Genomic DNA, 24,175 nt, shown 5'->3' with positions numbered 1-24,175 from the left:
TGGCCGTCTAATCTTGGCTTCGGGCGCACGGTGGGATGCTTCCATTATTACATGGCAGCGGAACCACACCAACGATTCAATTATCATTTCTGTAGAGGATGAAGAGGGCGCACTTAAATCCCGCCTGACGTTGAACGCCGATGGCTCCTATGACTTAGTTTCCGCCGGTAAGAGCGTCCATCTGGCACCAGGCGAGCAGTTTATTCCATTCGATCAGGAGCCGCCTGCACTTGATGGTGGCCAGAAGATCCCGCTTTCGCTGAAGGGAGCTAAGGATCTGGCGCAAGGCGTGCCCAGCGACCCGCTGGCCAACGTCGATCCGCTGATTATCGACTTCGACGGCGATGGCCTGGAACTGATGTCCGTAGCCGAATCCTCGGTGTTCCTGCGCCCCGGCGACGCCCCGTTCGCGATGCGCGTCGGCTGGGCGCACCCGGACGAGGCGATCCTGATCAGGGACGCCAACGCCAACGGCACCGCGGAGACCGGCGAGATCGTCGGCTTCACGAGCGGTAATGCTTGGGCCGACCTGGCCGCCATGGCGGGCGACGTTACGCTGGACGCGTCGGACGCCGCCTGGTCGGAACTCCGCGCGTGGCGTGATCTGGACGGGGACGGGACTTACGAGCCGGGCGAGCTGCTGAGCATGGAGCAGGCGGGCATTGCCTCCATCAGCCTGTCCTGGACGCCGCTCTCGACGACCGTCGCCGGAAACCAGGTGTACGGCCAGACCACGATCGCCATGGACGACGAGACCACGCGCGACACCTACAGCGTATTCTTCGCCGCCAACCCGATGGACACGCACTACGTCGGTGCAGTCAGCGTCGAAGACTGGTTCCACGTCCTCGATCTGGCCGACGTCCGGGGCGCTGGGTCCATGGCCGACCTGCGGATCGCCGCCGCTCTCAACGACGGACTCCGCCCGTGGGTCAACGAGATCACCTGGGGTGCCGTGACCGGTGACCGCGATCCCGACCAACTCCTGGCAAACGCCCTGCGGTGGACCGACGGGCTCCTGGTGAGGTGGGCAGACACCGAAGAACTGAACCCGGCCGCGCGCGGCGAGTTTGGCGACGCCCGGAAACTCGCGGCGATGGAGCGCTACACCGCCTCGCCCTTCGTCCAGGAGGGCGGCGTGACCAACCCGACGGTGACGGCGGGGAGCGCCCTCGACATCGCATGGGCCGGGTTCGTGAAGGACGTCGCCGTCCGCCTGCTCGTCCAGGGCGGCCTGGCGCAGCACCTCGGCGACACGCACTACGACATCCGCACCGACAGCATCGTCAGTACCCACTCCGTGGCCCACGCCGTCGCGACCTTCGCCGAGATGGGCGAGGACCGGACCACGCTGCGCGACAAGGCCAACTACTGGGCGGGCGCCCTGGCGGTCCTGGACGCGCTGCAGGCGGCCAGCACGAACCCCGATCCCGACTACGCCGCGAACGTCGAGGCCGCCCTGGCCGACGCCGGGCTCGGCGGCTTCGCCCACGTGCTGCGCAACCCCGTCTTCCTCGCCGAGGGCGTCTGGAACCCGGGATGGGCGTGGGAGGGCTTCTACTACCACCGCGCCTCCGGCGACGCATTCATCGTGGGCGGCGACGACGGCCACGCCATGTCCGTCAACGTCGGCGACCACATCGTCCTGACCGGGGCCGGGAACGACGTCTTCCGCCCCGCCGAGGGTAGCAACCTCATCGACCTCGGCGGCGGCACCAACCGCCTGACCTACGACCTGCTCGACCAGACCCGAGGCAACGTCTCCATGACCATCGACATGGAGACGGGCATCGCCCTGAAGCACACGGGCGACGTGGACCGCTTCGTCAACGTCCAGGAGTTGTACGGCACCCGCATGGCCGACACGATCACCGGCAGCCAGCGCGGCGAAGTCATCGTCGGTATCGGCGTCGGCGACGCGATGGAGGTCATCGACGGCAAGGGCGGCGACGACACAATCGTGGGCTTCGACGCCCACAATCCCTGGCTCGGCCACGGCCTGCTGAACGCCCGGGGCGGCGACGGGGACGACTCCATCGTCGGCACCGACGGCGCCTTCAACGCGCTGTTCGGGGACGACGGCGACGACGTCATCGACGGCCGCGCCGGGTTCGACTGGATCCGGGGCGGCCTGGGCGCCGACACGCTGACCGGCGGCGCCGGTGCCGACGCCTTCCGCTACGGCTCCCCCGACGAGGGCGGCGACGTCATCACGGACTTCACCTCCGAGGACCTGATCTGGCTCGACAGCCACGGCTTCGGCGGCCTGCGGCTGGGCTACCTCGACACGGCGCTGCCGACCGAGGACGGCCAGGCCCGGTTCGTCAGCGGCGCCGGGGCCGTCGCCACCGGGAACGGCTGGCAGATCGTCCACGACGCGACGACGGGCGAGGTCCGCTTCGACGCGGACGGCGCCGGGTCGGGCGCGTCGGTCCTGATCGCGACGCTCCAGCCGTGGTCCACGCTGACAGCCTCGCAGGTCGCGGTGATGAACTCGGTCTGGCACGAGAACATGGCGCCGGGCGCGCTGCTGGGGACGGCGGGGTCTGACCTCATCCTCGGGACCGCCGGTGACGACCACATCTCGGGCATGAACGGCGGCGAAGACACCCTGGAGGGCGGCGACGGCGACGACTTCATGTCCCTGTCGGCGATGCTGCCCATCGAGAACACGGCGTTCGGGGGCGAGGCCAACGGCGGCGCGGGGAACGACACCATCCACGGCAAGGAGGGGTGGAGCAGGCTGCGCGGCGGAGACGGGGACGACGTCATCCATGGCTACGGCAGTTGGGACTGGATCTGGGGCGGGATGGGCGAGGACACGATCGCGGGCGGGGGCTTCCCCGACGCGATCCGCTACGACAGCCCCGACGAAGGCGGCGACCTGGTCCTCGGCTTCTCGTCCGAGGACGTGATCTGGCTCGATCCCGTCGGGTTCGGCGTCGCCCAGGGCCAGCTCGACCAGGCCGCCCCGACGTCCGACGACAAGGCGCGGTTCGTCAGCGGCGCCGGGGCGGTCGCCGATGGCGAGGGCTGGCAGGTCGTCTTCGACACGACCACCCGGAAGCTCTGGTTCGACCCCGACGGCGTCGGATCCTCGGAGGCGAAGTTCCTCCTCAGGGTCACCGACGACGCCACGATCACGGCGAACCAGATCGGCTTCCAGAACTGGTAGGATGACGGGAGACGAGGTCCTGCGACCTTGGCGAAAGGCGCCACCGTCGCAGGATCCGCATGGTCCAGATCAGGAGCGTCAGTCTCAACCGGAACCTAACGACGTACATGTCCGTTGTCGCAAAGCATCCCCTGGACTAGCATCGTCGCTGCTCGGAGGGCGACATGACCGACGCGCAGCGTCAAGCGATCAAGAGGATCATCCAGCGGCACACGGCGGTGAATACCACCAGCCGGGCGGTGGCGCGTGCCGCGCTGGTTCGCGAAGGCATCCATACGGCAGACGGTCGCTTGGCGCCAGAATACGGCGGACGGACGGTCGCGGCACCGAGCGTGAAGCCAAGGAAGGCATCCATCTCCCGTTCGTAGGTGAGCCGCCTCTCCACGTCCTTCGTTCTCGGCTATCACGGCTGCGACGAAGTGGTCGGCAAGAAGGCCCTCACGGGCCAGATCGACCTGATTCAGAGCGATAAGTCGTACGACTGGCTTGGGCCGGGTGCCTACTTTTGGGAGGGCGACCCAAGGCGCGCCCGCGAATGGGCCGAATGGAAGGTGGCGCGCGGAGACTACTCGCGCCCCTTCGTCATCGGTGCCGTCATCGACCTCGGCAACTGCCTCGACCTCCTGGTTCGCGAGAACATCGAGCTACTGCGGGATGCCTACGAGGGTCTTGTGCAGGTCAATGCATCGAGCGGCCTCACCATGCCTCGAAACAAGGATGTCGGAGGGGACGCAAACGGCGACAAGCTGCTGCGATTCCTCGACTGCGCAGTCATCAAGCACCTCCACTCCGCCTTGGAGGAGGCCAGAGCTGACCCGGACCCCGGCATCGAGCGGGTCGAACCCTTCGACACCGTTCGTGGCGTCTTCACCGAGGGTGAGGAGGTCTACCCGGGGAGCGGGTTCCGGGTGAGGACGCATACGCAGATCGCCGTCAGGACCGGCGCATGCATCAAGGGACTTTTCCGGCCGAGATGACTTCGCCCGCACTCTCGGTCGCCCGGGACACGGCGTTCGCTGACGCCGCGCGGTGGTTCTGCGCAATCCCGGCCGAGCGGCTGCCCGGCATCAGCGGGTGACCCGTTCGGTCAGGTCTCTCCGGCCCGGTTCGCCGCCCTCCTCCGCGTGGGAGCCGTGAAGCGCCAGACGACGCGCCTCTCGCCGGTCTCGTCCGCCACCAGCCCCTCGGCCTCGCCCGCGCAGAGGCGCGCAAGCGCCAGGCTGAACAACCGGCACGTCGCTGCCGTCCGGCGCGGCGCCTCGGCCGCCGCGTCCTGGAGGGCGACCTCCACCGTCAGGCGCGTGACCCGCCCCGAGGGCGGCCGGGTCGTCTCCGGGACCGCGTAGTGCGCCAGCAGCACCCGCAGGAGCTTCAGAGCCTCGGCGTCGGGCAACTCCACGTCGTAGACGCCGCCGTGCCAGCGCAGCACGCGGCCCTTGTGGTGACGGCCTTCGGGCTGGACGCTGATGTCCACGCGCTGGCCGGTCGTCGTGGTGACCCCCGTGTGGGCAAGCCGCAGGTCAGCCATCGCCACGCCCGTCGGCCTGCGTCGCGGCGTCCCCGATCGCGCCCGGACTGACGACCAACGCCAGACCCGCGAGCACCTGAGCAGGCGGCGGATCCGGGTTCCGGGCGGCCGCGACGATGCCGACCAGGCGTCCGGCGACCTCGCGGACCAGGGTCGCGGGCCACGCGGGATGCAGGGCGCGAACCTCCGCGATGGCCGCCTCCAGCGTCGGGAATCCCGTCGCGCCCGCTCCCCGCGAGGCGGAGACCCCGATCGCATCGGGATCCTGCTGGCCGGAAGGGAGCGGGTCGGGCGGCATGGCCGGAGCATGCCCGAAAGCGAACAAAAAGTGAACAGATTCGGGAGGGCCTGTGGATATCAGGCGGCACGCCAAGCGTGACGGAAGCAGGAAGTCGGGAGCTACGCCGACTCGCCCGCCGACCTGTGCTCCGCACGCCGCACCAGCGCCCGGGTGACCTGCTTCGTCGACCAGGAACCGCCCCGGGGCGCGGGGACACCTTTCGCGTTCAGGGCGGCAGCGACCGCCCGGTGCAGATGCCCGTCCCGGAAGTGCGGATACCCCAGCATCGATAGGTCCACCTTGGACACGTCGAACTCGTAGCGCTCCTGGAGTTCATCCAGGACGGCCGCGAACACGAGGTCGTCCGTCGCCGCGGATCTGGCAGACCGAGCCGCGTTCGCCCGCTCCACCTGCCGCCTGCGCCCCTGCCCGATCCGGGCCAGCTCTTCCTGGAGCCGAGCGACCTCCGCCTGAAGCCGAGCGACCTCCGCCTGAAGCCGCTCGACCTGCGCCGCCAGCTCTCGCTCTCGCCCGGTTGCCATCCCCACCTCCCTGTCCGGCGTACAAAGTAGGACATTTCGTTCGAATTGTCCAAATTTGCCTGAACAAAGATGTTGATACTTTCCCGCCTCCTGAAGATAATCCGGGCGACGAAGCGGACATGCCCAACACGTCCTTTCATCTGGCAAAAAACTCGGGAGAGCCGACAGGATCGGCTCTCCCTTTTTATTTAAAACTTCAAGGAGGAGATCTGATTCCATGACACCGAATGAAGGAAACCGAGATGTCATGATTTCTGGTATCTACGACGCGATTTGCCGTGACGGCGGCGCAGCCGTCCGGCGCGCCGACACGCTGGTCGGCGCCTCGGGCCCGCATCAGGTCTTCTACATGCCGTTCGGCCACGTCGAGCGGAGCGCCAGGCTCGTCATCGTCGGCATCACGCCGGGGACGACGCAGCTCGAGATGGCCTACAAGAAGGTGCACGAGCTGCATCGGCAGGGGATGCCCAGGGACAAGGTGTTCCGGGCGGTGAAGGCGCATGCCGCGTTCGGCGGCCCCATGCGGCAGAACCTCCTTCGCATGCTGCGGCACTTCGGCTTCGCCGCGCTGCTGGGCGTTCACGACGAGGCCGACCTCTGGGATTCGGCGTCGCAACTCGTCCACTCGACCTCGGTGGTGCCGCACGCGGCGTTCAAGAACGACAAGATGTTCAACGGCTCCTTCCAGGAGGTCCTCGCATCCCCGGCATTGCGCGGGAGCTTCGAGCGGGACTTCGTGGGCGAGCTGGCCCTGCTGCCCGCTGACGCGGTCTTCGTGGCGCTCGGTCCGACGCCCCTCGACGCCCTCGACCACTGCGTCGAGCGCGGGCTGCTCCCTCGGGAGCGCGTCCTCGGCGCGCTTGCCCATCCGTCGGCGGGCGCCGGGTCGCAGGTCGATGTCTATATCGGCGAGCGCGATCCTGAGACGCTGAAGCCGCGCGACCCGGTGCGCGGCCGCGTCGCCCGGCTGCTCGGGAACGCCGCGCGGATGCGGGCGGCCGTGGCGGCGCTGGGCGGCCGCGGGGCGGCTGTCCCCGAGGTACGCTCGTCCACTCCGTCGGCCACCTCTCCGGCGCCGACCCGTGAGCAGCCGCCCGCGCCTGGCCGGGTCGCCCCGGCTGCGCACGCCGCGACGGCACCGGGCGGCCCGGGACCGAATGGTCGCCTGCATGCGACGGTCAGCCGCGGCCCGAAAGCCGGGACGGTGCTACGGCCGCACGTGCACGCGGACGGCTGCCACGTCGTCAGCCCGACCAGGTTCGAGGCGGACTACATCCGCCTCTCGGTCGACCAGCCGCTCGACGACTACCTGCGACGCGGACTGAAGCTCCGGATGAGCGCGCCCGGCGTCGCGCCGAGCCTGATCAGCCCGGACTCCATCCGCGGCCGAGGGGCCTGACCCCGACGCGCGTGGTAGGCTGAACCGAGCAGCAGGTTCAGCCCGACGCGCCGTGACGCCCCCTGTCCGCAAGATCATCCACGTGGACATGGACGCCTTCTACGCGTCGGTGGAGCAGCGCGACGACCCGGCACTGCGCGGGCTGCCCGTCGCCGTGGGCGGCTCTCGCGAGAGGGGCGTGGTGGCCGCCGCCAGCTATGAGGCGCGCAGGTTCGGCGTGCGGTCCGCCATGCCGTCGGTGCGCGCCATGCGCCTCTGCCCGGAGCTGGTCTTCGTGAAGCCGCGCTTCGAGGTCTACCGCGCCGTGTCGCGGCAGATCCGCGACATCTTCGAGGAGTACACGCCGCTGGTGGAGCCGCTGTCGCTCGACGAGGCGTACCTCGACGTGACGGAGAACCTGAAGGGCATCCCGACCGCCGTGAAGGTCGCGACCGAGATCCGCGCGCGCATCCTCGCCGAGACCGGACTGACCGCGTCGGCGGGGGTCTCCTACAACAAGTTTCTCGCGAAGCTGGCGTCGGACCAGCGCAAGCCGAACGGGCAGTTCGTCATCACGCCCGAGATGGGACCGGCCTTCGTCGAGACGCTCGAGGTGTCGCGCTTCCACGGCGTCGGACCGGCGACCGCGGCCAAGATGGAGCGCCTGGGCATCCGCACGGGGAAGGACCTGCGCGAGATGTCGCTGGCTTTCCTGACGGAGCACTTCGGCAAGGCGGGCGCCCACTTCCACGCCATCGCGCGCGGCGAGGACCACCGACACGTCGTTCCCGACCGCCCGAGGAAGTCCGCCGGAAGCGAGACCACCTACCCGCACGACCTGGAGACCCCCGACGAGGTCGAGGCGGCCATCCGCGCCCTGGCCGGGGAGGTCTGGGCCTGGTGCGAGAGGACCGGCGCCCGCGGCCGGACGGTGACCGTGAAGCTGCGCTACGCCGACTTCCGGACCCTGACGCGCAGCCGCAGCGCCGCGGCCCCGGTCGGCGGCCTCGACGCGCTGTCCGGCACCGCCGTCGCGCTGGCGCGGGGGCTGTTCCCGCTGGAGAAGCCGGTGCGGCTTCTGGGCGTGACGGTGTCCGGGTTCGACCTTGGGGCCGATCACTCGGTTGCGGACCAGCCCGCATTCGACTTCGACGGTGCCGACGAGAACCGCGAGGATGGGATGACTCAGGCGGCCGCAGGCGCCGTGCCTCCGAGGTAGGCAGATCGGGTCGAAGCCTCGACCACCTCCGCGTCGCCGGGGCAGGACAGCGACAAGGAACACGCGTCGAGGCCCGCCCCGCCGTGGATACGCCGGAGGATCTCCGCGATCACCAAGGTCGCGGCAGCCACCCCGACGAACGGGACGCCGACGGTGCGGGTCGCGAGGGTCAACAGCCCGCACTGGCCCATCCCCTCCCGGGCCGCCGCCTCGTACGCAGGGCGGCCCACCGGGTTCTCGGTCGCGGCGCGCTGGCTGACCCTCGACCAGATGTCCCGCGCCCGTGCCGCCCCCGGGAAGGCGTGCGTGGCCAGGTTCAGATAGCCCTGAGGTCCGGCGCCGAGACCGGCCTCGAACACGCCCGCGAAGCCAGCGTCCTCGAGTCCCATCCTGGCGAGCGCGTTGTCCACGCCGCAGAGTGCGACGGCTGGATCTCCGGCCTCGTCCGCGCGCCGTGTCCATGGACCAAAGCGCCGCTCCACGACGCGCGTCCGGAACCCGACGCCCTCGGCCCAGGCCGCAGCCATCCTGGCCTTCGCCTTCCCGAACGAGGACGCCGAGGTCAGCACAGAGGTGCTGTCGTTCGACGGTTGGACCACGTCGTCGTCCTGGAGCGTGACGGCAAGGTCGCCCGCCCGGGAATACGGCAGCGCCCCAAGGCACCACAGGAACGCCTGCCCGAGATTGCCGAGCCCGATCAACCACAGACGAGAAGGCAGCCAGGCAAGTCGGGTGTCGCCTGGGTCCGATGCCATCCAACACGCGCCGGGATTCCAGAGCGACAGGCCGACCGCTCGGCGTCCGGCATCGGGCGTCTCGCCCGTGGCCGACTGGAATGCATCCCCGACCGCGATGGCGGCCGCCAGCACCGGGCCGAGTCCGCCACCGCGCGGCTCGGAGAGTCTGCGGTCATCCCGGATGGGGACGACGCCCCCTGACCATTCGCTCCAGGTGACGCGCAGGCCGCGGGGATCGGAGAGGCTGAATGCAGGATCTCCGATCACCAAGGTCGTAGCTCCCCCGACCGGAGCGAGCGAATGCATCCCGCCCAGTTCGAGGACGGCGCCCCGCAGGGTCGCGGCGGCACCGAGACGGGTCAGACAGGGTTCATCCGGGCAGCAGATGACCCGCACGCCGCCGAGCATGGTTCTCCGGGCCAGATTGACCGCAGTGAGCAGCGCGATCTGCCCGGCTTCGGTGCATGCCGCGCCCTCGCCGATGGCGATGTCGAGGCGGAGCCGTTCGAGCATCCCGAGCGCCTCGCCGTAGGAAGGCGCGTCGCCACGATCCATGAACAGCTTCGCGCCCCGGTGCATCGTCTCGGGGGAAAACCGGGTGAACGCGTTCATCGGCGCACCTCTCTGAGTGAAAGGAAACGGCGCCACCGTCGACCGCCGTGTTCGGTCCAGCGATGGTCGCCGAGATAGCGATACAGACCGAGCCGTTCCGGCAGCACCGGACCGCGCGCGAAATCCGGGACGATGACCGCGATGTGCCCCGGCCGGGCCACCATCGGGTTCTTCCGGTCGGACCCGCTCTGGCGTGCGTCGCCGCCATGGGTGTGGGCATCCGCGACGACCGTCAGGCCGCGCTTCCGGCAGACGTTCCAGAGCTGGGCGAAGGCGGCTCCATGCAGCACGCAGATGCCAGTGTCGTAAGCCTTCGGGTCGAGCTGGTCGTAGAAGATGGCGTCACGCACGACACGGGAACCGCCGACATCGTCGCCGAGCAGGAAGACACCGGCCTCGTGGCGCCTCCGGCCCCGTCGGTCGAGCTCCGCCATGACCTGCTCGAAGTGGGGCCGGGGCCAGACGATCCGCGGATCAGGAACCCCGAAGGCCCGTGTAATCCAGCGAAGCCAGGAGTTCATGGATCATCTCCAGATAGCCGACGATGCCCCGGTCGGGGCGCCACAGGCGCGACGGGTGCTGGTGGCGCCAGTCGTCGTGCCCGGTGATGGAGAGGCGGTCGGACGGCAGATACAGCGCCGTCCCGCCCTGCCACTCCGGCCTGAACACCGAGGGCACGACGTGCCTGCCGGTCGGCCAGCGCTGCGCCGGGAGCGGGATGTCGCTGTCGATGTCCCACGGCTGGGCGGACACCGGCGTCACCGGGTAGCCATCGCACAGGAAGCGGAAGCCGTACTCGCGGGGAGCGCCAGGACGCTCCGCCGCCTGCACCGCCACGACGAGGTGGGGCCAGCGCAGGTGACCCCTGCGCCAGCGTCCCTCGACCTCGCCGCACCGGAAATCCGGCGCGGCGAGGTGGGCCTCCAGAACAACGCGATCGGGAGGATGGAGGACACTCATCGCCTCAGCCCTCGACGCGAACGTCCGGGACGAAATCGAACGCGATCGAGCAGCCGCATTCATCAAGAAGGGCGCTGAGCGGCGTGGCCGAGTTCGGCCGGTCGGTGCTCCCGTGGATCTGGAGCAAGTGCTCGATGGCGTCGCCCGCCGCGAGGCCGAACTCCCGGACCGCCCACTCCTTGACCTTCTTGAGGCGAGTACCGGGCGGAAAGGCACGGCACGCCTCGCGGTCCATGAAGTAGACGCGCACCTCGACCTTCTTGCAGCGGACCAGGTGGATGCGGCCGCCGTGCGCGCCGCACGTCTCCAGCATCACGTCGCGGTGCGCCGGGCTCTCCTGCTCGTCGATGAACACGAGCAGGTCGTCACCCTGAACGGCACCCTTGGCGATCTCGGGCAGCCGGAGGACGTCGCGGACCGTGGCCGTCGAGCTGACGGTCACCTCCGTGATGCACTTCGAGCCAGCGCGGTGAACGAAAAAACTCCGGTCGGACATCTTCGGATCCTCCGATCCCAAAGGGCACCTCTTTGCCCCGTCAATGGCTTAGCGAGGGAAGAGAGCCAAGATCGGAAGCTGGGCCGAAAGAATTCTTGGGTAGGATCGCAGGGGCCGAAAAAGACGCGGCCCCGAGCCGAAGCCCGGGGCCGGAAACGGCCGACGGTGACGAATCCAGCAGCGATTCAGGCTTCCTCAAGCCAGAACGCGCGCTCCTCTTCGGTGGCGTCGTCCGCATCGGCGACCGCCTCCTGAAATGAGATCGTCCCGAACCCCGCTCCGGGCGTTGGGCGGCACGAGGCGTCCTGTGCCGCCGCAAGCGTCGCGGGGTAGCGCGCGAGCACCCATTCTTCGGCTTGCCCTAGCAGGCGCGAGAGCATGTAGGTGAACGTCTGCGGGATCGTGGCCCCCATGATTTCACCGCGGATAAGTCGCTTCAGCACCGAAGCTGGCATCCCGAGCTGGCGGGCCGCCTCGGCCTGATCGATCCCGGCAGATCGAAGGGCGTCGGCGAAGGTATCGGAGCTTGCCGCGGCGACGCGCGCAGCGCCGTGCTCCACAGCTTTCACCGCACGTGCACGCGCCTCCTGAACCACCGCCTCGTCCTCGGGCAAGTGACGATGAAGCGCCGCCATCATCTCTTCCTCGGCCCAGAGCATCGCCTCCTCCTGGATGTCCTCTGCGAAGCGGGGATGGCGCCTGCACCAGTCGCTCACGGCGTCAGGCGTGGGCAGAGCGTTGTCCCGCCTGAAGGCGAAGAGAACCTCGTCGAGCAGGACGGCATCGGCGTCCTTGTTCATTGTTTCGTCCTTTCGAGGATCAGGGCCTTCATCTCTCGCACCCATCCCTCGGCCGTTCTGGGGCTCACCTTCAAGAGCGAGCTCACCGTCTGCTTGTCGGGGTCGGCTGATGAGACGAGATAGCCCATGCTGACCAGGGCCAGCGCCCGCCTCTTTCGCGGATCCACATCGGCCAGTAGCTCCTTGATGACGAGCGCCTGCTCCGGGTTGATCGCGTTAAAGTCGGGCGCCGGGATTTCGTTACCTTCCTCATCCCTGACGTACGGCTGCTCCCTGTCGCCGATCCGGCTTGCGCTCCGGATTCGGTCGGTGAGCCTGAAGCTGAGCCGGGCATAGAAAGCCTGACAGAAGCCTTCGGCGTCGGGGGAATCCGGTCCGAGGGCCGCGTCAACCATCTTGTCGACGGCTGACTGGATCAGATCGAGCCCCTCGTTGGGCAGATTCCTGTTCACGCGCTTCCGCAGGTGGCGCGTGGCGCGGTCCGCCAGCTCCTGCAGAAGCTCGCCCAGAACCCGCTGATCCCTCTCGGGGTCCATGCCGCGGCATGCCCGGAAGATCTCTTCGGCTCGCCGCTTCCGAAGCGAACCGTCACGCAGCGATTCGATCCATGCAGAGGCGTCAGTGCCCGGCTCGTTTCCTGCACCAGAGGTAACCGACATTTTTGAACTCCATTCTCTCTCTCGTTCCCAGACCAGACATCGTTGCCTCCCCGTGTTGTGGTTGCCTCCTCGGGCTTAGGTCCAGCGAGGGACCAATCCACCCTGCAGTGGGGTAGCGATCCACGCAGCCTCCGATCGGAAGTCGTTCCGCAGAAAAAGATGTGGACAGCCGATCGCTTCCTGGTAGCGGATCGCGGGCGCCACATGGCACGATTCGGGAACATACGAATCGGGCGTTCAGCCCGCCTTGCTGGGAACGTACGATGCTCGACAGCGCCGGTTCTGGTCGGACCGCCACCTGGATGGCAGGCCGCATTTATGAGTGGGCCAAGGAGGTCGGCGCCCTCGCCGACGGATCAGGCAGCGGCCTGGGTGGACCCGGGCTCGCGACCTACCTAGGGGTCAGTTGCGACGCCAAGCAAGCGCAGGCCGTCGAGCGCCTGAGGAAGATGAAGGTCGTGGCGGTCGTCGCGGACGATGACGCGAACCATGTCGGCGTCCTGGTCAAGACCCAGGTGTCTGAGGCGGCGATCAGGAGCCTTCCGACGAAGCTCGGCGACTTCTCCATCGAGTTCCTTGGTCATGCCGAAGCACCAAGCTTTCCGCCGAGTGTGGCGCCGCATTCTGCGGCCCTTGGCGGATCGCGGTTCTGGACGCCCGGAGGCCGCTTCGCGTGCGGCAGCTCCATCACGGCGGCTCCGATTCACTCGGCGGGCACGATGGGCGCGTTGATCCGGCTGGCTGACGGCCGTCTTTGCGGGCTCACGAACAACCACGTCACGGGGGCGTGCAATTACACGGAAGTCGGAATGCACGTCATGTGCCCCTCGACGGTTGATGCCGCCGTGAATCAACCGCCGCCGACGGCGATCGGCAAGCATCTGCGACTGGCGGAGATAAGGGCAGGCGATCCCGGTCAGCTTTCAAAGCAGCGGCTGGACGTCGCCATCTTCACCATCAACGACGAGAACCTCGTGACCAGCTGGCAGGGCGACAAGCAGTACGATACGCCCGCTGCCGTGGTGCCTCCCGCCGCACAGATGCGCCTCAAGAAGGTCGGGAGGACGTCAGGTTTGACCAGTGGGCGAGTGGTCGGCGAGGTGAAGACGCCGCTCGTCTTCCCCTACGCCGCCCCGCAATTCAAGGCGAACGTCCACTTCGAAGGCGTCTGGTCGGTCGCGGGTCTCCATGGAGACGAATTCTCCACGTTCGGCGACAGCGGATCCCTGGTTGTCACCGAGGACGGGTCTGCTGCCGTCGGATTGATCCTGGGCGGTCAGGCTGGCGGCGTTACCTACATCATGCCGATTGCGGCCGTGCTGGCGGAGTTCGGAGCGACGCTCGTTGGCGGACACAACATCTGAAACCCCGCTCGTGAATCGGCTTGTGCTCCCTAGCGTGCTCTTGGAGTAGGTGACCTGCGGCCCGTGGCTGCCTCTCGCCGCGCCCTTAAAGCGGCGAGAAGGTCTCCCTGACCGCTCGGCCCCGGAGCGACCGCCTCCGCCTTGAGGCCCCCGCCGTGGCGCGCGCTGCCGTCCAGCACCCCGAGCGCGAGGCGGCGGTCGAGCCTGCCGTTCCGGGCGTCGTCCTGGCTGACTGAAGACAGCACGCAAGTGATGCATGCCGTCCTGCACCGGGCGTCGTGGGCTTCGGACCGCCACACCACGCGACGGGCGGCCTCCAGCCACTCGCCGCCGCGCCGGAACAGCTCCGCCATGTGGCCGCTGCCGTGCCCCACCGCGTCGAACACCCGGACGACACGACGGTCTCCTCGAAGGGGATCGACCGCCATCCGGATCTCGCGCTGGTCGAGTTCCAGCACCTCGGCGGCGCCCAGCGCCAGCGCATGGCCGAGCGTCGTCAGGGCGACCTCGTCCACCCCGGCGACGGCGGTGAAGTCGAAGCGGACCACGTCGGTGAACTGGCGAGCCGCGAAGACGACGTTCCGCAGCGGCGGCGCCTGGCCGCTCGCACCGGCGCACGGCGCGCCGGACGAACGGAACAGAGGGACATGCCGCGTGTAGGCGGACGGCAGGTCCACGGCGCCCTGGCCCTCGGCAACCTTCTCCTCCTCCGCGTATCCGCATGCGGTGCAGATGGCGAATCCCCTGTCCTCGTCTCCGGAATTGACGGCGAGCAGTTCCACGTTCTCGAGGAAGTCGGCGCGGAGTCCCGGCATGCCGCCGAAGTCCATCTCCGACAGGGTCTGCCTGCCCTCGGAGTGGTTGATGACGAGCTCGACGGCGCCGACCCGGTGCCGCTGGCCGTACCATGACGGCGGATCGGAAGCGGCCGTCGCGAACCCGTAGCGCGGTACGAGCAGCCGCTCCGGCCTGCGGCCCACCCTGGCCGTGCAGCCATCCACGCCGCATGTGCGGTCCGGCGGCTCCATCACCGTCAGGCACTGCGAGTGGCCGTCCTCGCATTCGAAGCGCCACAGGGTGACGCCGACCATGTCCTCCTTGTCGGCGCCGAACGCGCGCTGGACGCCCTGCGACCGGACGTACTGGCCGCCTACCACGATGACGGAGCCAGGGACGTACTCCGACATCGCCACGAAGCCGTCGCGCTGGAGCTTGAACTTCTCGCCTTCCTCCCGGTCCATGTTCACCAGAAGCGTGTTCAGGCCGATCGGGAAGCCGTAGCGCGGCAGGAACTTCCTATTGCCGAGCTCTTCGACGACGGTCACCTCGCGCAGCTCGCGCGCCTGTCGCGCCAGGGCGTTCATGCGCGGGCGCTGCCCCCGTCCGCCGGAACGGCTCTCCTCGGTCCAGGCCGACACCACGCGCTCGTAGTCGTCCCGCCAGTCCCCGATCAGCGCGCCGAAGCGGTCCGTCACGCCGCCAAGGCAGTTCGCCCAGTCGCGGACCGCCGCCTCGAATCCCGTTCCCGCGACGAGGCTTCGTCCCAGTGCGGCGATCCGGCCGCCCGCGCGCCCGACGTGGTCCAGGAACAGCAAGAACTCGCGCGACAGGTCCGGCTCCGCCGCGACGTCCCACCACGGCTCGGGTCTCCGGATCGCGGCATCGAGCGCGCGCGGCTTTTGAACCTCCACCGCACCCATCATGTCGTCCTTCGCATGGGGCAGGACCGCCACGCCGCAGAACCGCCCGATCCGCCCGAAGGCGTCCATCGCGCCCGCGCGCTCCGACGGCGGCCTTATCGCCTGGAAGAACTCCCCCAGCAGCAGCGCCTGCAGGTGCCTGCGCGCGATGCCCTCTCGCTCGAGCATGACGTTGGCGCGCCGCAGCTCGCGCCGGAAGAACGACTGGAAGTCGTCGAAGGCGGCCTGGTCATAGGGCTGTCGGCGCGCGAAGGTGCAGACGATGGACGCGCCGTCCGCGCGGCGTCCCGCGCGGCCGCCGCGCTGGAGGTAGTTCGCGAGCCCGGGCGGCATGTTCGCCATCAGCACCCCGCACAGGCCGCCGATGTCGATTCCGACCTCCATGGTCGTCGTCGCGCTGAGGACGTTACGGGCGCCCTTGGAGAAGAGCTCCTGGAGCCTTCGGTTCTCCTCGGACGCCAACTGGGCGGAGTGCTCGTCCGCCCACAGCCCGATCCGCACGGCCCCTTCCTCCCGGTAGGCGCGCCGGGCACGGGAGATGCGCGGATGCTGGTCCACCTCGTCCTGGCTGATGCTCTCCATGCCGCCCTGCGAGCCGCGGATTGGGGCGCACCCTAGGACGGCGCGCGGCCAGACGTTCCCCGTGCGTGGGCAGCGATAGACGTTCAGAGGTGCCCGGAGGCTCAGGCCGAAGAAGCTGACGCGGATGGCCTCGGCCGAGGTGCGCCCGGCCACCTGCCTGTCGGCCACCTCCAGCCATGGCAGGGTCCCGTCGCGCGCGGCGCGCACGAGCTGGCCGAAGGCCGCTTCCAGCAGCGGGATGACCTTCGCCTCGGCGATGGCCTCGTTGCAACCGGCGGCGCGCAGCACCGCGGCCGCGAACTGCGTCCGCCGGGTCGCTCCGGTCCGCCCGGGCAGGAACGAGAAGAGGTAGGGTCCCGAGGCCGACAGCGACATCCACGGGCCGACCGGGAAGAAGGCCGCGGAGCGGTCCATCTCCTCGTCCCCGAAGGTCACGCATCGGTTCATACGAAGCGTGTCGCAGAGTCCCGTCAGCACGCCGGACCAAGCCGCCTCCAGGACTTCGCGAACCTCCTGGGAAGGAAGCTGGCCGCTCAACGCTTCAGGCAGTTCCATCCCCTCGAGGCCGGGGTAGACGATCTCGGCGAGGCCGACCGTCTCGAGCCCGAGGCCCGCCGGTAGCGGGATGGCGAACTCGCGCGCCAGCACGGCATTCAGTCGGCGCCGGACGCTCTCCGTGTTCGCGTCCCATGCCGACTGGTCCCACGAGCCCGCCTGATGGACCTGGCCCTTCTCACGGTCGAACAGTTGCGCCACGAGCGGGTGGCGGCGGAGCTGGTCGAGCCAGAACTCCATCTTGCCGCCAGCCAGGGCGGCGCTGAGTTCCCCGCGGCACCGCGCCAGGTCGTACTCGATGGCCTCGCGCTCCGCGCCCTGCGCCTCGGCCAGCTCCTCGACGAGTTCGCGCTCCCGGCGCCGGAGGCGATTGAGGCGGGCCTCGTTCACCGCGCCCTCTCGCAGGCGGTCCGCGATCATGGCGCGGGCCATCTGCACCTCGTGGGTCGCCGTCAGGGCCGGACCCAGACGCGCCGCGGACTGGCGCGTGTCGTTGAACGCGATCAGGCGGCGCCCCTCTGCGGGCCGCCAGGCGCGATCGGGGCCGGGCCACGGCGGCATGGACGCGAGCATCGTCTCGGCCGCGATGCCCAGGCCGTTGTCGTCGGCGAGCTGCACCAAGCCGAACTTGTCGTCGCCGCAGCTCGGGCAGGCATCATGCGCCAGGAGCCACGCATGCGGCTTCACCGTCTCGCGTCGGCCGTTCGCGAGCTGATAAGGACTGCCGCCCTCGGCATCCGGCGCGCAGGGGCGCAGGAAAAGACGCGTGCGGGTCTCCCCAGCCTGCTCCTCCTCGAGGTCGATCTCCTCGTCGCGCCAGTCACGCAGCGGCCGGTATCGGTTGTCTGCCGTCCGGTGGACGGCTCCCAGGAACCACTCCCCGCACGACCGGCAACGGGCAAGCGGCAGCGTCTGGGACGAGCAGGCCGGGCATGCCTCGCGGCTCCCGGACAGCACCGGTCCTGCCCCGGGCAACCGATGAGCGGAACCGTGGGTGCATTCCGGGTTCACGCACGCCATGGGCGTGATGGGGCTGCGAACGAGAAAATGGATCTTGTGCGGGAAGAGGGGCAGTTCGTCCGCGTTCCACCTCGCGCGGGCGCCGAGCCGGAGCAGCTTCTCGGTGCCCGCCCTCTCCGCATGGCCTGACTTGCCCCACAGCTGGCCGCTCAGGCGGGCCAGAGGCACGATGTCTCCGGCGGCGCTGGCGTCCCACAGGATGTCTTGGACGCGCCGCATGACCGGCGCCCTGCTCAGGACGGCTGCCAGCGCCCGCGCCGGGTGCGTTTGGCCCGCCGCCTCCGCTCTCGCGCCCGCGCCAGCGAGCGGGGCGCACTCCGCGACCACCGCGCGCGCCGCCTCGGCGTCCTCGACCAGTCCATCCTCGTCGAGGAACGGCCTTTCAGGTAGAGGCTCGGGAACGGTGGCGGGCGTCAGCGGGATCCCCGGGTCGTCCGGAGCGCCGAGATCGGGCCGCTTCTTGGCGCCTTGCAGCACATGGACGTCCGCGGGCTTCCGGGAGAACAGGGCCGCGCTGAACTCGCCGAGGTCGCCGCCCAGCGTCGCCGACGCACCGAGGAACAGGACGTCCTCGGGGCGCCGTCCGCAGCGCAGGAGGACGCGCCTCAGGAGAAGCGCTATCTCCGCCGCGAGCGTGCCCGAATAGAGGTGCATCTCGTCCAGGACGAAGACGCTGAGGTCCGGCCCGAAGAACGGGGCGTCCTGCGGCCGGATCAGCATGTACTCCAGCATGGAGTAGTTCGTGACGAGGACGTCCGGCGGATTGGCCCTCGCCTCCTCGCGCGTGCGGAGGCGAGACTCATCGAACACCGGGTAGTTCGTCCCGTCGGCCGCGCGCTTGTCCTCCGGCGTCTCCCCGGTGAAGTGGAACAGGCGACACCTCGACTGCCCCTTCAGCCACCCGTGCAGGCGCTCCACCTGGTCGTTTACCAGCGCGTTCATCGGGTAGAGCACGATGGCGCGCACGCCGCCCGAGCTGTCCTTCCTTGGCCGCGTGTGCAGATCGTTGAGGAGCGGTAGTAGGAACGCCTCGGTCTTGCCCATGCCCGTACCGGCGCGGACGACCACGACGGGCCGCGGCGAGCCTTCCCGGGCGCCGAGTTCTATCGCCCGGCGCTGATGCTCGTATAGGTCGCGCCCGGTCGGGAACCTGCCGGAGCGCCCGAGCTGGTCGCGCAAGTCGCCGGAGAACAGGCCATCCTTGACCAGCTTGTCGACGCTCGCTTCGCCTTCCCGGGCGGGGAAGATGCCCTCGATGAAGAGCTCGCTCGCGCACCCGCCGTCCTCGTCGGCGCCGAGCCAGATGTCGCGGACCCGCGCCTGAAGGTCAGGGTCGCGCAGGTAGGCGTTGGCGGACGCGCTATCGACAAGGCGTTCCTGAATGTTCGCCCGCGTCCGGATTGCGTCGATCTGGAGGGACTTCTCGGGTTGCATGGTCTGGTCCTCAGAGTCCCTGGAGGATGAGCCGCGAGAAGAAGTGGGTCGCGAGCCAGCGCCGAACGGAAGGCTGGGTCATCGCGATGGCGACGTTGCCGGACAGTGCTGGCGGCGGTCCTGCGGCGGTCGCGATTTTCCAAGCCTGATCGCCAATGCCCTTGTCGCGGGCGGCGAAGAACTGGTCATCCAGCCGCGTCGCGCTGCAGACCTCCCGGAGCATGGCCGCGTCGGCGCCCGCGGCGCAGCGATCCGGGTTGACCGGCGAGATCGCCGCCCGGACATCCTCGGGAAGATCCGCGGGCAGAGTCCGGACAATGAGCGCGGCGAGAAGACGCTTCTGTTCGGGGCGCGGAAGGCGGGCCATTCCCTCTCGCAGCACCCTGACCACGGCGCAGGGCGAGACCGTTGCGAGGCGCTCTATCAGGGCCGTGGGCGGCCGCGGCTGCTCGAGAGCCGACGCGAAGTCCTGCACCATTCTCTGCGCGTCGTCCTGGCGCGCCGCCCAACGCGCGAGAATCTGACTGGCCAGGTGCTGACGCTCGGGGTTGTCCGCCCCCCTCACCAGCACCCGGACCGCGTCAGGGCCGTGCCGGATGGTCTGGAGCATAGCCCTGCGGGAGGCAGCCTCCCCCAGGAGGGGCAGTCGTGCGCGGATGGCCAATGCCAGTCGGTCGCAGAAGTCGTCCGTGGCGAGGAGGCGTGCGGCAGACTGCACGGGGTCGGGAGCGAGATGCGCCGTTCCCAGCCACTCGTTGCCGAACAACACGGCGATCCCCGCGACCTCGAGGTCTTCCGCCGCCCGGACCGTGACCTCGCACCCGTCGGACGCGACTTCCGTGACAGAGCAGTCGTGGAAACCGGCTGACCCCCACGCGACGACTCGATGTCGGTCCGTCCAGCCGACGGGGGAGCGGAACCTAATCCGGAGAACGGGCATATCGCCGCTGGCGCCGGAAACGATTCCGCTGTCGAGAACGGCTGCGGCGACCTGCGCGCAGTTCTCCTCGTCCCTGTTGAACGCCGTCGGCGCAATCACGAGCGGCTCGCCTAGGGCGTAGAGCACTCCGGCCAACCTGGCTCCGTGCATGCCATATCGCGCCGCGGGTCGGACGCCCTCGAATACGACGTGCTCCGCCACGGAGTCGTCCTTGGGTCGGAACACCCAGAGACGGCAGTCGCGGTCGCGCGTCCGATCGATGACCTCGCCGCGGTCTAGCGGACGGGAGGACCGCCCGTCGCGCAGCACCGCTCCTTGTGCGGGACGCCGGAGCATGACCACGGCGGGCGCGGACGCCCGCTGTCCTCGGTAGCTGCCCTCAATTCGTCCCCTGCGGCGAAGCGGGTCCGTGCCGGGCAGCACGACGAATCCGCCGAAGCGCCATGGCGCTTGGTCAGCCACCGCTTCAAGCCGCTGGCTTCCGATCACCGCGCGGACGGGGACGAAGCCGTCTGGCACCCCGAAGGCGCGGAGTTCGCACGCCTCGCCCCATTTGAGGTCTCCGGCGTCTCCGGACAGCGCGACTGGCGCGACGTCGAGGACGATCTGGCTCTCCGTCCGTCGGCGCGGCTCCCAGAGGAGTTCGCCATCGCAGGACACCGACATCCCTTCCGGGAAGCCCTGGCGGTAGACGTGCAGCAGGTAGCCCTGGTCCAGTTCCCGCTCCTCGTCGGCGGGCACGGCCGGGGTGAGGCTCGGATGCAGGACGAGGGCATGCGGCCCCGAGGCGGACGGGAGCGCCGTGTAGGGATCCTGCGCGGTCGCCCCGCCGGACCCCAGGTCGAAGAACGCGATGAAGTCGGCGGGACGCCAGAGCTGGATCTGCGGTTCGCCGACCACGTCGCCGGAGACCTCCAGCCTCGCAGGTCTGTTCGGGGCGCCGCGCAGGAGAAGCCTGATTCGCGGCTCGCCATGCCACGTGACGCGGCCGTCCTCGTCCACCGTGCCGCCTGCGCGGAAGCCGTCCCCCGAGACGACCACCGGTCCGGCCTTCACGTCGAGGCGTTCCGGCAGCACCACGACGAAAGACCCCGAGCCCAGGTCGAGCGAGACGGAGAGTTCCTCGAACCCGCCGTCGACCGCGACATCGCCCTCCGACGCCTCGTCGCCTTCCTCCACGCTCCGCCTGGTCCGATCCCCGACCACAGGACGGGAGGACGCATCCGGTTCGGAACGGAGAATGCTGAAGGCTTCCGCCAGCGACCATCCGGGCCACCATGGGGATGTCTCGGCGAGCGCCGCGACGTCCTCTTCGCCCAGTTCGTTGCGCCGATACGCCGCCAGCGAATGCCAGAGGAGCGCGAAGGACTCGCTCTGGTTTCTCCCCGGTGTCGTCAGGAGTCCGACGGCGTCCGGGGCCGCGAGCGAGCCGTCCAACCACGCTGGAACCCCGTGCAGGCTCCCTCGCGTGAGCCCGGCCTGGAGTTCCAGCAGCGTGAGCCAGGCATCGGAGCGGACGTCGAACGCATGCCGCAGGCCATACCGTCCGGCCGCATGCACGAGCGCGCTCGTGATCCGCCGCTGGAGGGCGAAGCCAGAGAACAGGGCCCTCCGCATGCTGGGGCAGCAGGCGGTCCGCACGGCCACCCATCCGTCGCTGCGCTGCCGTCGCGGCGCCTGTAGCGCCGCGACGGCAGCGCTGAGGAAAGTCAAGCCGAATGCAGCTTCGTCCACGAGAAGACCTTCAAGCCGGTCCCCTGGCGCCTCGGCGCCCTCTCGCTCCGCCATCAACCAATGCTGAAGCAGTGTGAGATCGTCGGGGTGGCCAAGTTTCTCGCGCACGGAGCGCTGTCCGGGCGGGAGGATGTCCGCAAGGCGATCCGCGACGCGGGCGGCGACCTGCTGGGGGAACTGCGGCAACGCGGGATCGAGGCCGCCAAGCATTGGTGCATGGCAAGCGGCAGGACAGTCGGTGGCGGCCTGTCGTATCCGTTGGCGAAGCTCGTCGGCTGGGATCGCCCAGGTCGGGCTCGGGCATTCTCCGCGCAGGTCGGCAAGCCCGGTCGGCGTCTCTCCCGCGAGGCACCAGAGGCCCAAGCCGTCGTTCGAGAATCTGTCCGGCTCGTCGCTCATGGAGCGCACGAGGTTGGCCGAGTTCCAGCCCGGTGGCCGCAGATGTCCAAGTCCCGCGAGCAGTATCTCGGCGCTGTGCATCGCCCGGCCTGCGTTCCGCAGGATTTCGGCGGCGCGTGCCCGCCGCATGTCCGCCACCCGGACCCCCGGGACCAGAACGGCGTCGCCGTCTCGTTCCATGCCGCCGAGATCCGCCAGGAGACGGACTTCGGATTCCGGCAGGCCGACCTCCGACGCGAGTTGGGAGAGGGGCGCCATCTGTCGCTCGCCAGCCACGTGCTGGAGCGTCGAGCGGACCCGCTCCAGGTCGGCGTCGGAGAGGGCGAGGGTGGTGCGCCCATCGGCTAGTGGCTGACCGACTTCGGACAGGTACTCGCGAAACGGGCCGCGTGTGACAGCGCCAAGAACCAGCGCCTCGTCCGGTGGGAGCGCCTTCCGGATCCAGTCCGGGCGATCCCGATCCAGGAGCCGCCCTTCGGCGCGCGACGCGGCTTCCGTAACCTCGACTGCCATCCTGCGAAGGTGGACGTCGAGCGCGAGGGCGGCCGGGTGTCCCATCGCCCTCGCGGAGAACAGACGGCTGGTGATGCGCTGGTCGATCTTGTCGAGAAGCTGGCGAACGCGCTCGCGGCTCACGTCGACGGCGAGAGAGACGTCCTCAAGCGTCTCGCCCGCGAGCCGTTTGCTCACGATGCTCCAGTCGCGCTCCTCGAGATCATGGAGCAGCCCGCGGAAGAGCTCGTGGGCGCCGAACACCTCCGCGATCGCATGACCGAACGACGGAGATCCCCCGTCGAGCCAGTGCAGGAGCGCCTGCAGGGAGCGGCGGGCCTCCGGGTCGGAGGCCACCCATGCCGAGACGTCTTCCTGCTCGGCGAGGCCGACCCATTCGAGCGTGCGCGGCTCGGCTGTCGCAGGAAGCGGGTTGATCCTGATGTCGCGGAGCACATGGCGGCCCAGCCTTCTGGCAGCGGCGCGGTGTATCGCTCGCCTGGCGGCTGGCGATTCCCACCATTCGTCCAATCGGTGGAGCGGCGCCTCGCAGAGCGCAGCGTCTTCGCCCGCGAGGGCGTCGGCAGGCGCCTCGGCGTCGAGACCTCCCAGCACCTCGAGGCCGACCCTTTCGGGCCAGTCGCGGCTGGACGCCGCCTCGTCGCCCGCAGCGATCGGGGCGTCGGTCCGCGTCTGGCCCAGGATGTCCGTCGCCGTCGCTACCGAGGGCGAGGTCGGATCCTCGTGGACATCCAGATGCACCGAGGCCAGGTCGTTCGCCGAAGTCTCGGCGTGATCGGGGATAGGGCTCGACGGCTCCGGCCTGAGGTCCGGGAGAACCATCGCCGCCTGGAGGGAACCCGCCGGGACGTCCGCGCGCGAAGGCGCTCCATCAGGGCCTGGTGAAGCGACCTTGATGCTGGGGGAGGCGGCGAGACCCGGCTTCGGCGCGCTGGGCCTGACGGGTGCTGGCGATCCCGCCATGGCCTTCGGCCGGGCCGAAGCCGTGGAGGCGGAGTTCGCTGGCGCGGACCTGGGCACCGGCGCGCCCAGCAGACGCGCGAAGGCACGGGCCGCTGCCCGAAGAACGCCCGGCTTGTCTGCCCCCCCTCCCGACACCACGAGACCCCGGCTACCGCATGATCCGATTATGCACTGGGCGTTGAGCCGCGAGCGACTGTCGCGAGAGCACCCGGCCGCGCTTTACGCCAGGAAGTTGACACACTGTCTTAGTGGCGCGGCGGCCGGTCTCATTCACCGGCCCCGCCCCCCTGCGCCGCTCTGGGTTGGGATTGCCCGATCAGGAACACCCCTTCGCCTTTCAGGCGGTCGATGACGAACGAGACGCCCGCCTCCTCGAGGGCGCGCCTGATAGCGTCCAGGCTGACCCGGATCGGCTCCTTCCGGCCAAGCTCGAATCCCCGGACGGTCGCCTCGTGGACGCGCGCACGGGTCGCCAGCTCGGCCTGCGTCCAGGCGAGCATCCCGCGGGCGGCCCTGCACTGGGCCGGGGTCATGGAATCAGCACCGACGTAGAATTCCTTCCGGAACGCCACCAAAATCCTTGCC

The 24,175-nt window shown here is 69.4% G+C and carries 18 protein-coding genes; 6 read left to right on the top strand and 12 right to left on the bottom strand.

Features of this window, described 5'->3' with window-relative positions; translation table 11 throughout:
- Window positions 1-130 precede the first annotated feature (130 nt).
- The 3 genes from DFH01_RS28980 to DFH01_RS09755 all read left to right on the top strand — a co-directional run bounded on the left by DFH01_RS28980 (window position 131) and on the right by DFH01_RS09755 (window position 4,152).
- Entirely contained in the window at window positions 131-3,175 is a 3,045-nt protein-coding gene (locus tag DFH01_RS28980; protein ID WP_146217026.1) for a calcium-binding protein, read from the top strand.
- 164 nt (window positions 3,176-3,339) lie between these two features.
- Complete coding sequence (locus DFH01_RS27795; protein WP_146217025.1) at window positions 3,340-3,543, top strand: hypothetical protein; 204 nt, start codon at window positions 3,340-3,342, stop codon at window positions 3,541-3,543.
- A complete protein-coding gene (locus tag DFH01_RS09755) occupies window positions 3,544-4,152 on the top strand; it encodes a hypothetical protein (protein ID WP_109870252.1) in 609 nt (202 codons plus the stop codon).
- 110 nt (window positions 4,153-4,262) lie between these two features.
- On the opposite strand, the gene DFH01_RS09750 is transcribed toward DFH01_RS09755, so the two are convergent.
- The 3 genes from DFH01_RS09750 to DFH01_RS09740 all read right to left on the bottom strand — a co-directional run bounded on the left by DFH01_RS09750 (window position 4,263) and on the right by DFH01_RS09740 (window position 5,525).
- Window positions 4,263-4,709 carry a hypothetical protein gene (locus tag DFH01_RS09750; protein WP_109870251.1) on the bottom strand — a complete coding sequence of 149 codons (447 nt, stop codon included), beginning with the start codon at window positions 4,707-4,709 and terminating at the stop codon, window positions 4,263-4,265.
- On the bottom strand, window positions 4,696-5,001 hold the full coding sequence (locus DFH01_RS09745; RefSeq protein WP_109870250.1) for a hypothetical protein: 306 nt from the start codon (window positions 4,999-5,001) through the stop codon (window positions 4,696-4,698). The genes DFH01_RS09750 and DFH01_RS09745 overlap by 14 nt, the downstream gene beginning before the upstream one ends.
- A gap of 101 nt (window positions 5,002-5,102) precedes the next feature.
- The gene (locus DFH01_RS09740; protein ID WP_109870249.1) at window positions 5,103-5,525 is read right to left on the bottom strand and encodes a thioredoxin domain-containing protein; all 423 of its coding nucleotides are present in this window, start codon (window positions 5,523-5,525) and stop codon (window positions 5,103-5,105) included.
- 217 nt (window positions 5,526-5,742) lie between these two features.
- Here DFH01_RS09740 and DFH01_RS09735 point away from each other — a divergent pair, with 217 nt between their 5' ends.
- Entirely contained in the window at window positions 5,743-6,924 is a 1,182-nt protein-coding gene (locus DFH01_RS09735; RefSeq protein ID WP_146217024.1) for a hypothetical protein, read from the top strand.
- 52 nt (window positions 6,925-6,976) lie between these two features.
- Window positions 6,977-8,122 carry a DNA polymerase IV gene (dinB, locus tag DFH01_RS09730; RefSeq protein ID WP_199231188.1) on the top strand — a complete coding sequence of 382 codons (1,146 nt, stop codon included), beginning with the start codon at window positions 6,977-6,979 and terminating at the stop codon, window positions 8,120-8,122.
- Here dinB and DFH01_RS09725 read toward each other — a convergent pair.
- The 6 genes from DFH01_RS09725 to DFH01_RS09700 all read right to left on the bottom strand — a co-directional run bounded on the left by DFH01_RS09725 (window position 8,089) and on the right by DFH01_RS09700 (window position 12,386).
- Window positions 8,089-9,471, bottom strand: coding sequence for a BilD N-terminal domain-containing protein (locus DFH01_RS09725; RefSeq protein ID WP_109870247.1), 1,383 nt, complete (start codon window positions 9,469-9,471; stop codon window positions 8,089-8,091). The genes dinB and DFH01_RS09725 overlap by 34 nt on opposite strands.
- On the bottom strand, window positions 9,468-9,992 hold the full coding sequence (locus tag DFH01_RS09720) for a hypothetical protein (protein ID WP_146217023.1): 525 nt from the start codon (window positions 9,990-9,992) through the stop codon (window positions 9,468-9,470). Before DFH01_RS09720 ends, DFH01_RS09725 begins: the two co-directional genes overlap by 4 nt.
- Entirely contained in the window at window positions 9,946-10,431 is a 486-nt protein-coding gene (locus tag DFH01_RS09715; protein ID WP_109870245.1) for a DUF7665 family protein, read from the bottom strand. Before DFH01_RS09715 ends, DFH01_RS09720 begins: the two co-directional genes overlap by 47 nt.
- 4 nt (window positions 10,432-10,435) lie before the next feature.
- Window positions 10,436-10,927 carry a hypothetical protein gene (locus DFH01_RS09710; protein ID WP_109870244.1) on the bottom strand — a complete coding sequence of 164 codons (492 nt, stop codon included), beginning with the start codon at window positions 10,925-10,927 and terminating at the stop codon, window positions 10,436-10,438.
- A gap of 185 nt (window positions 10,928-11,112) precedes the next feature.
- On the bottom strand, window positions 11,113-11,727 hold the full coding sequence (locus DFH01_RS09705) for a hypothetical protein (RefSeq protein ID WP_109870243.1): 615 nt from the start codon (window positions 11,725-11,727) through the stop codon (window positions 11,113-11,115).
- Entirely contained in the window at window positions 11,724-12,386 is a 663-nt protein-coding gene (locus DFH01_RS09700) for a hypothetical protein (RefSeq protein ID WP_146217022.1), read from the bottom strand. Before DFH01_RS09700 ends, DFH01_RS09705 begins: the two co-directional genes overlap by 4 nt.
- Window positions 12,387-12,649: 263 nt before the next feature.
- On the opposite strand from DFH01_RS09700, the gene DFH01_RS09695 reads away from it, so the two are divergent.
- Complete coding sequence (locus DFH01_RS09695) at window positions 12,650-13,750, top strand: chymotrypsin family serine protease (RefSeq protein WP_109870241.1); 1,101 nt, start codon at window positions 12,650-12,652, stop codon at window positions 13,748-13,750.
- Between the two features lie 29 nt (window positions 13,751-13,779).
- On the opposite strand, the gene DFH01_RS09690 is transcribed toward DFH01_RS09695, so the two are convergent.
- From DFH01_RS09690 to DFH01_RS09680, 3 genes are all read right to left on the bottom strand, one after another.
- On the bottom strand, window positions 13,780-19,041 hold the full coding sequence (locus DFH01_RS09690; RefSeq protein WP_109870240.1) for a DEAD/DEAH box helicase: 5,262 nt from the start codon (window positions 19,039-19,041) through the stop codon (window positions 13,780-13,782).
- A gap of 10 nt (window positions 19,042-19,051) precedes the next feature.
- On the bottom strand, window positions 19,052-23,449 hold the full coding sequence (locus DFH01_RS09685; RefSeq protein ID WP_109870239.1) for a sigma-70 family RNA polymerase sigma factor: 4,398 nt from the start codon (window positions 23,447-23,449) through the stop codon (window positions 19,052-19,054).
- Between the two features lie 407 nt (window positions 23,450-23,856).
- A complete protein-coding gene (locus DFH01_RS09680) occupies window positions 23,857-24,162 on the bottom strand; it encodes a helix-turn-helix domain-containing protein (RefSeq protein WP_199231187.1) in 306 nt (101 codons plus the stop codon).
- Between the last annotated feature and the right edge of the window lie 13 nt (window positions 24,163-24,175).

This window comes from Falsiroseomonas bella (assembly GCF_003173615.1).
Classification (GTDB): domain Bacteria; phylum Pseudomonadota; class Alphaproteobacteria; order Acetobacterales; family Acetobacteraceae; genus Falsiroseomonas; species Falsiroseomonas bella.
The sequence above is the reverse complement of the archived record's forward strand: the minus strand, read 5'-3'. Positions and strand labels throughout refer to the sequence as shown.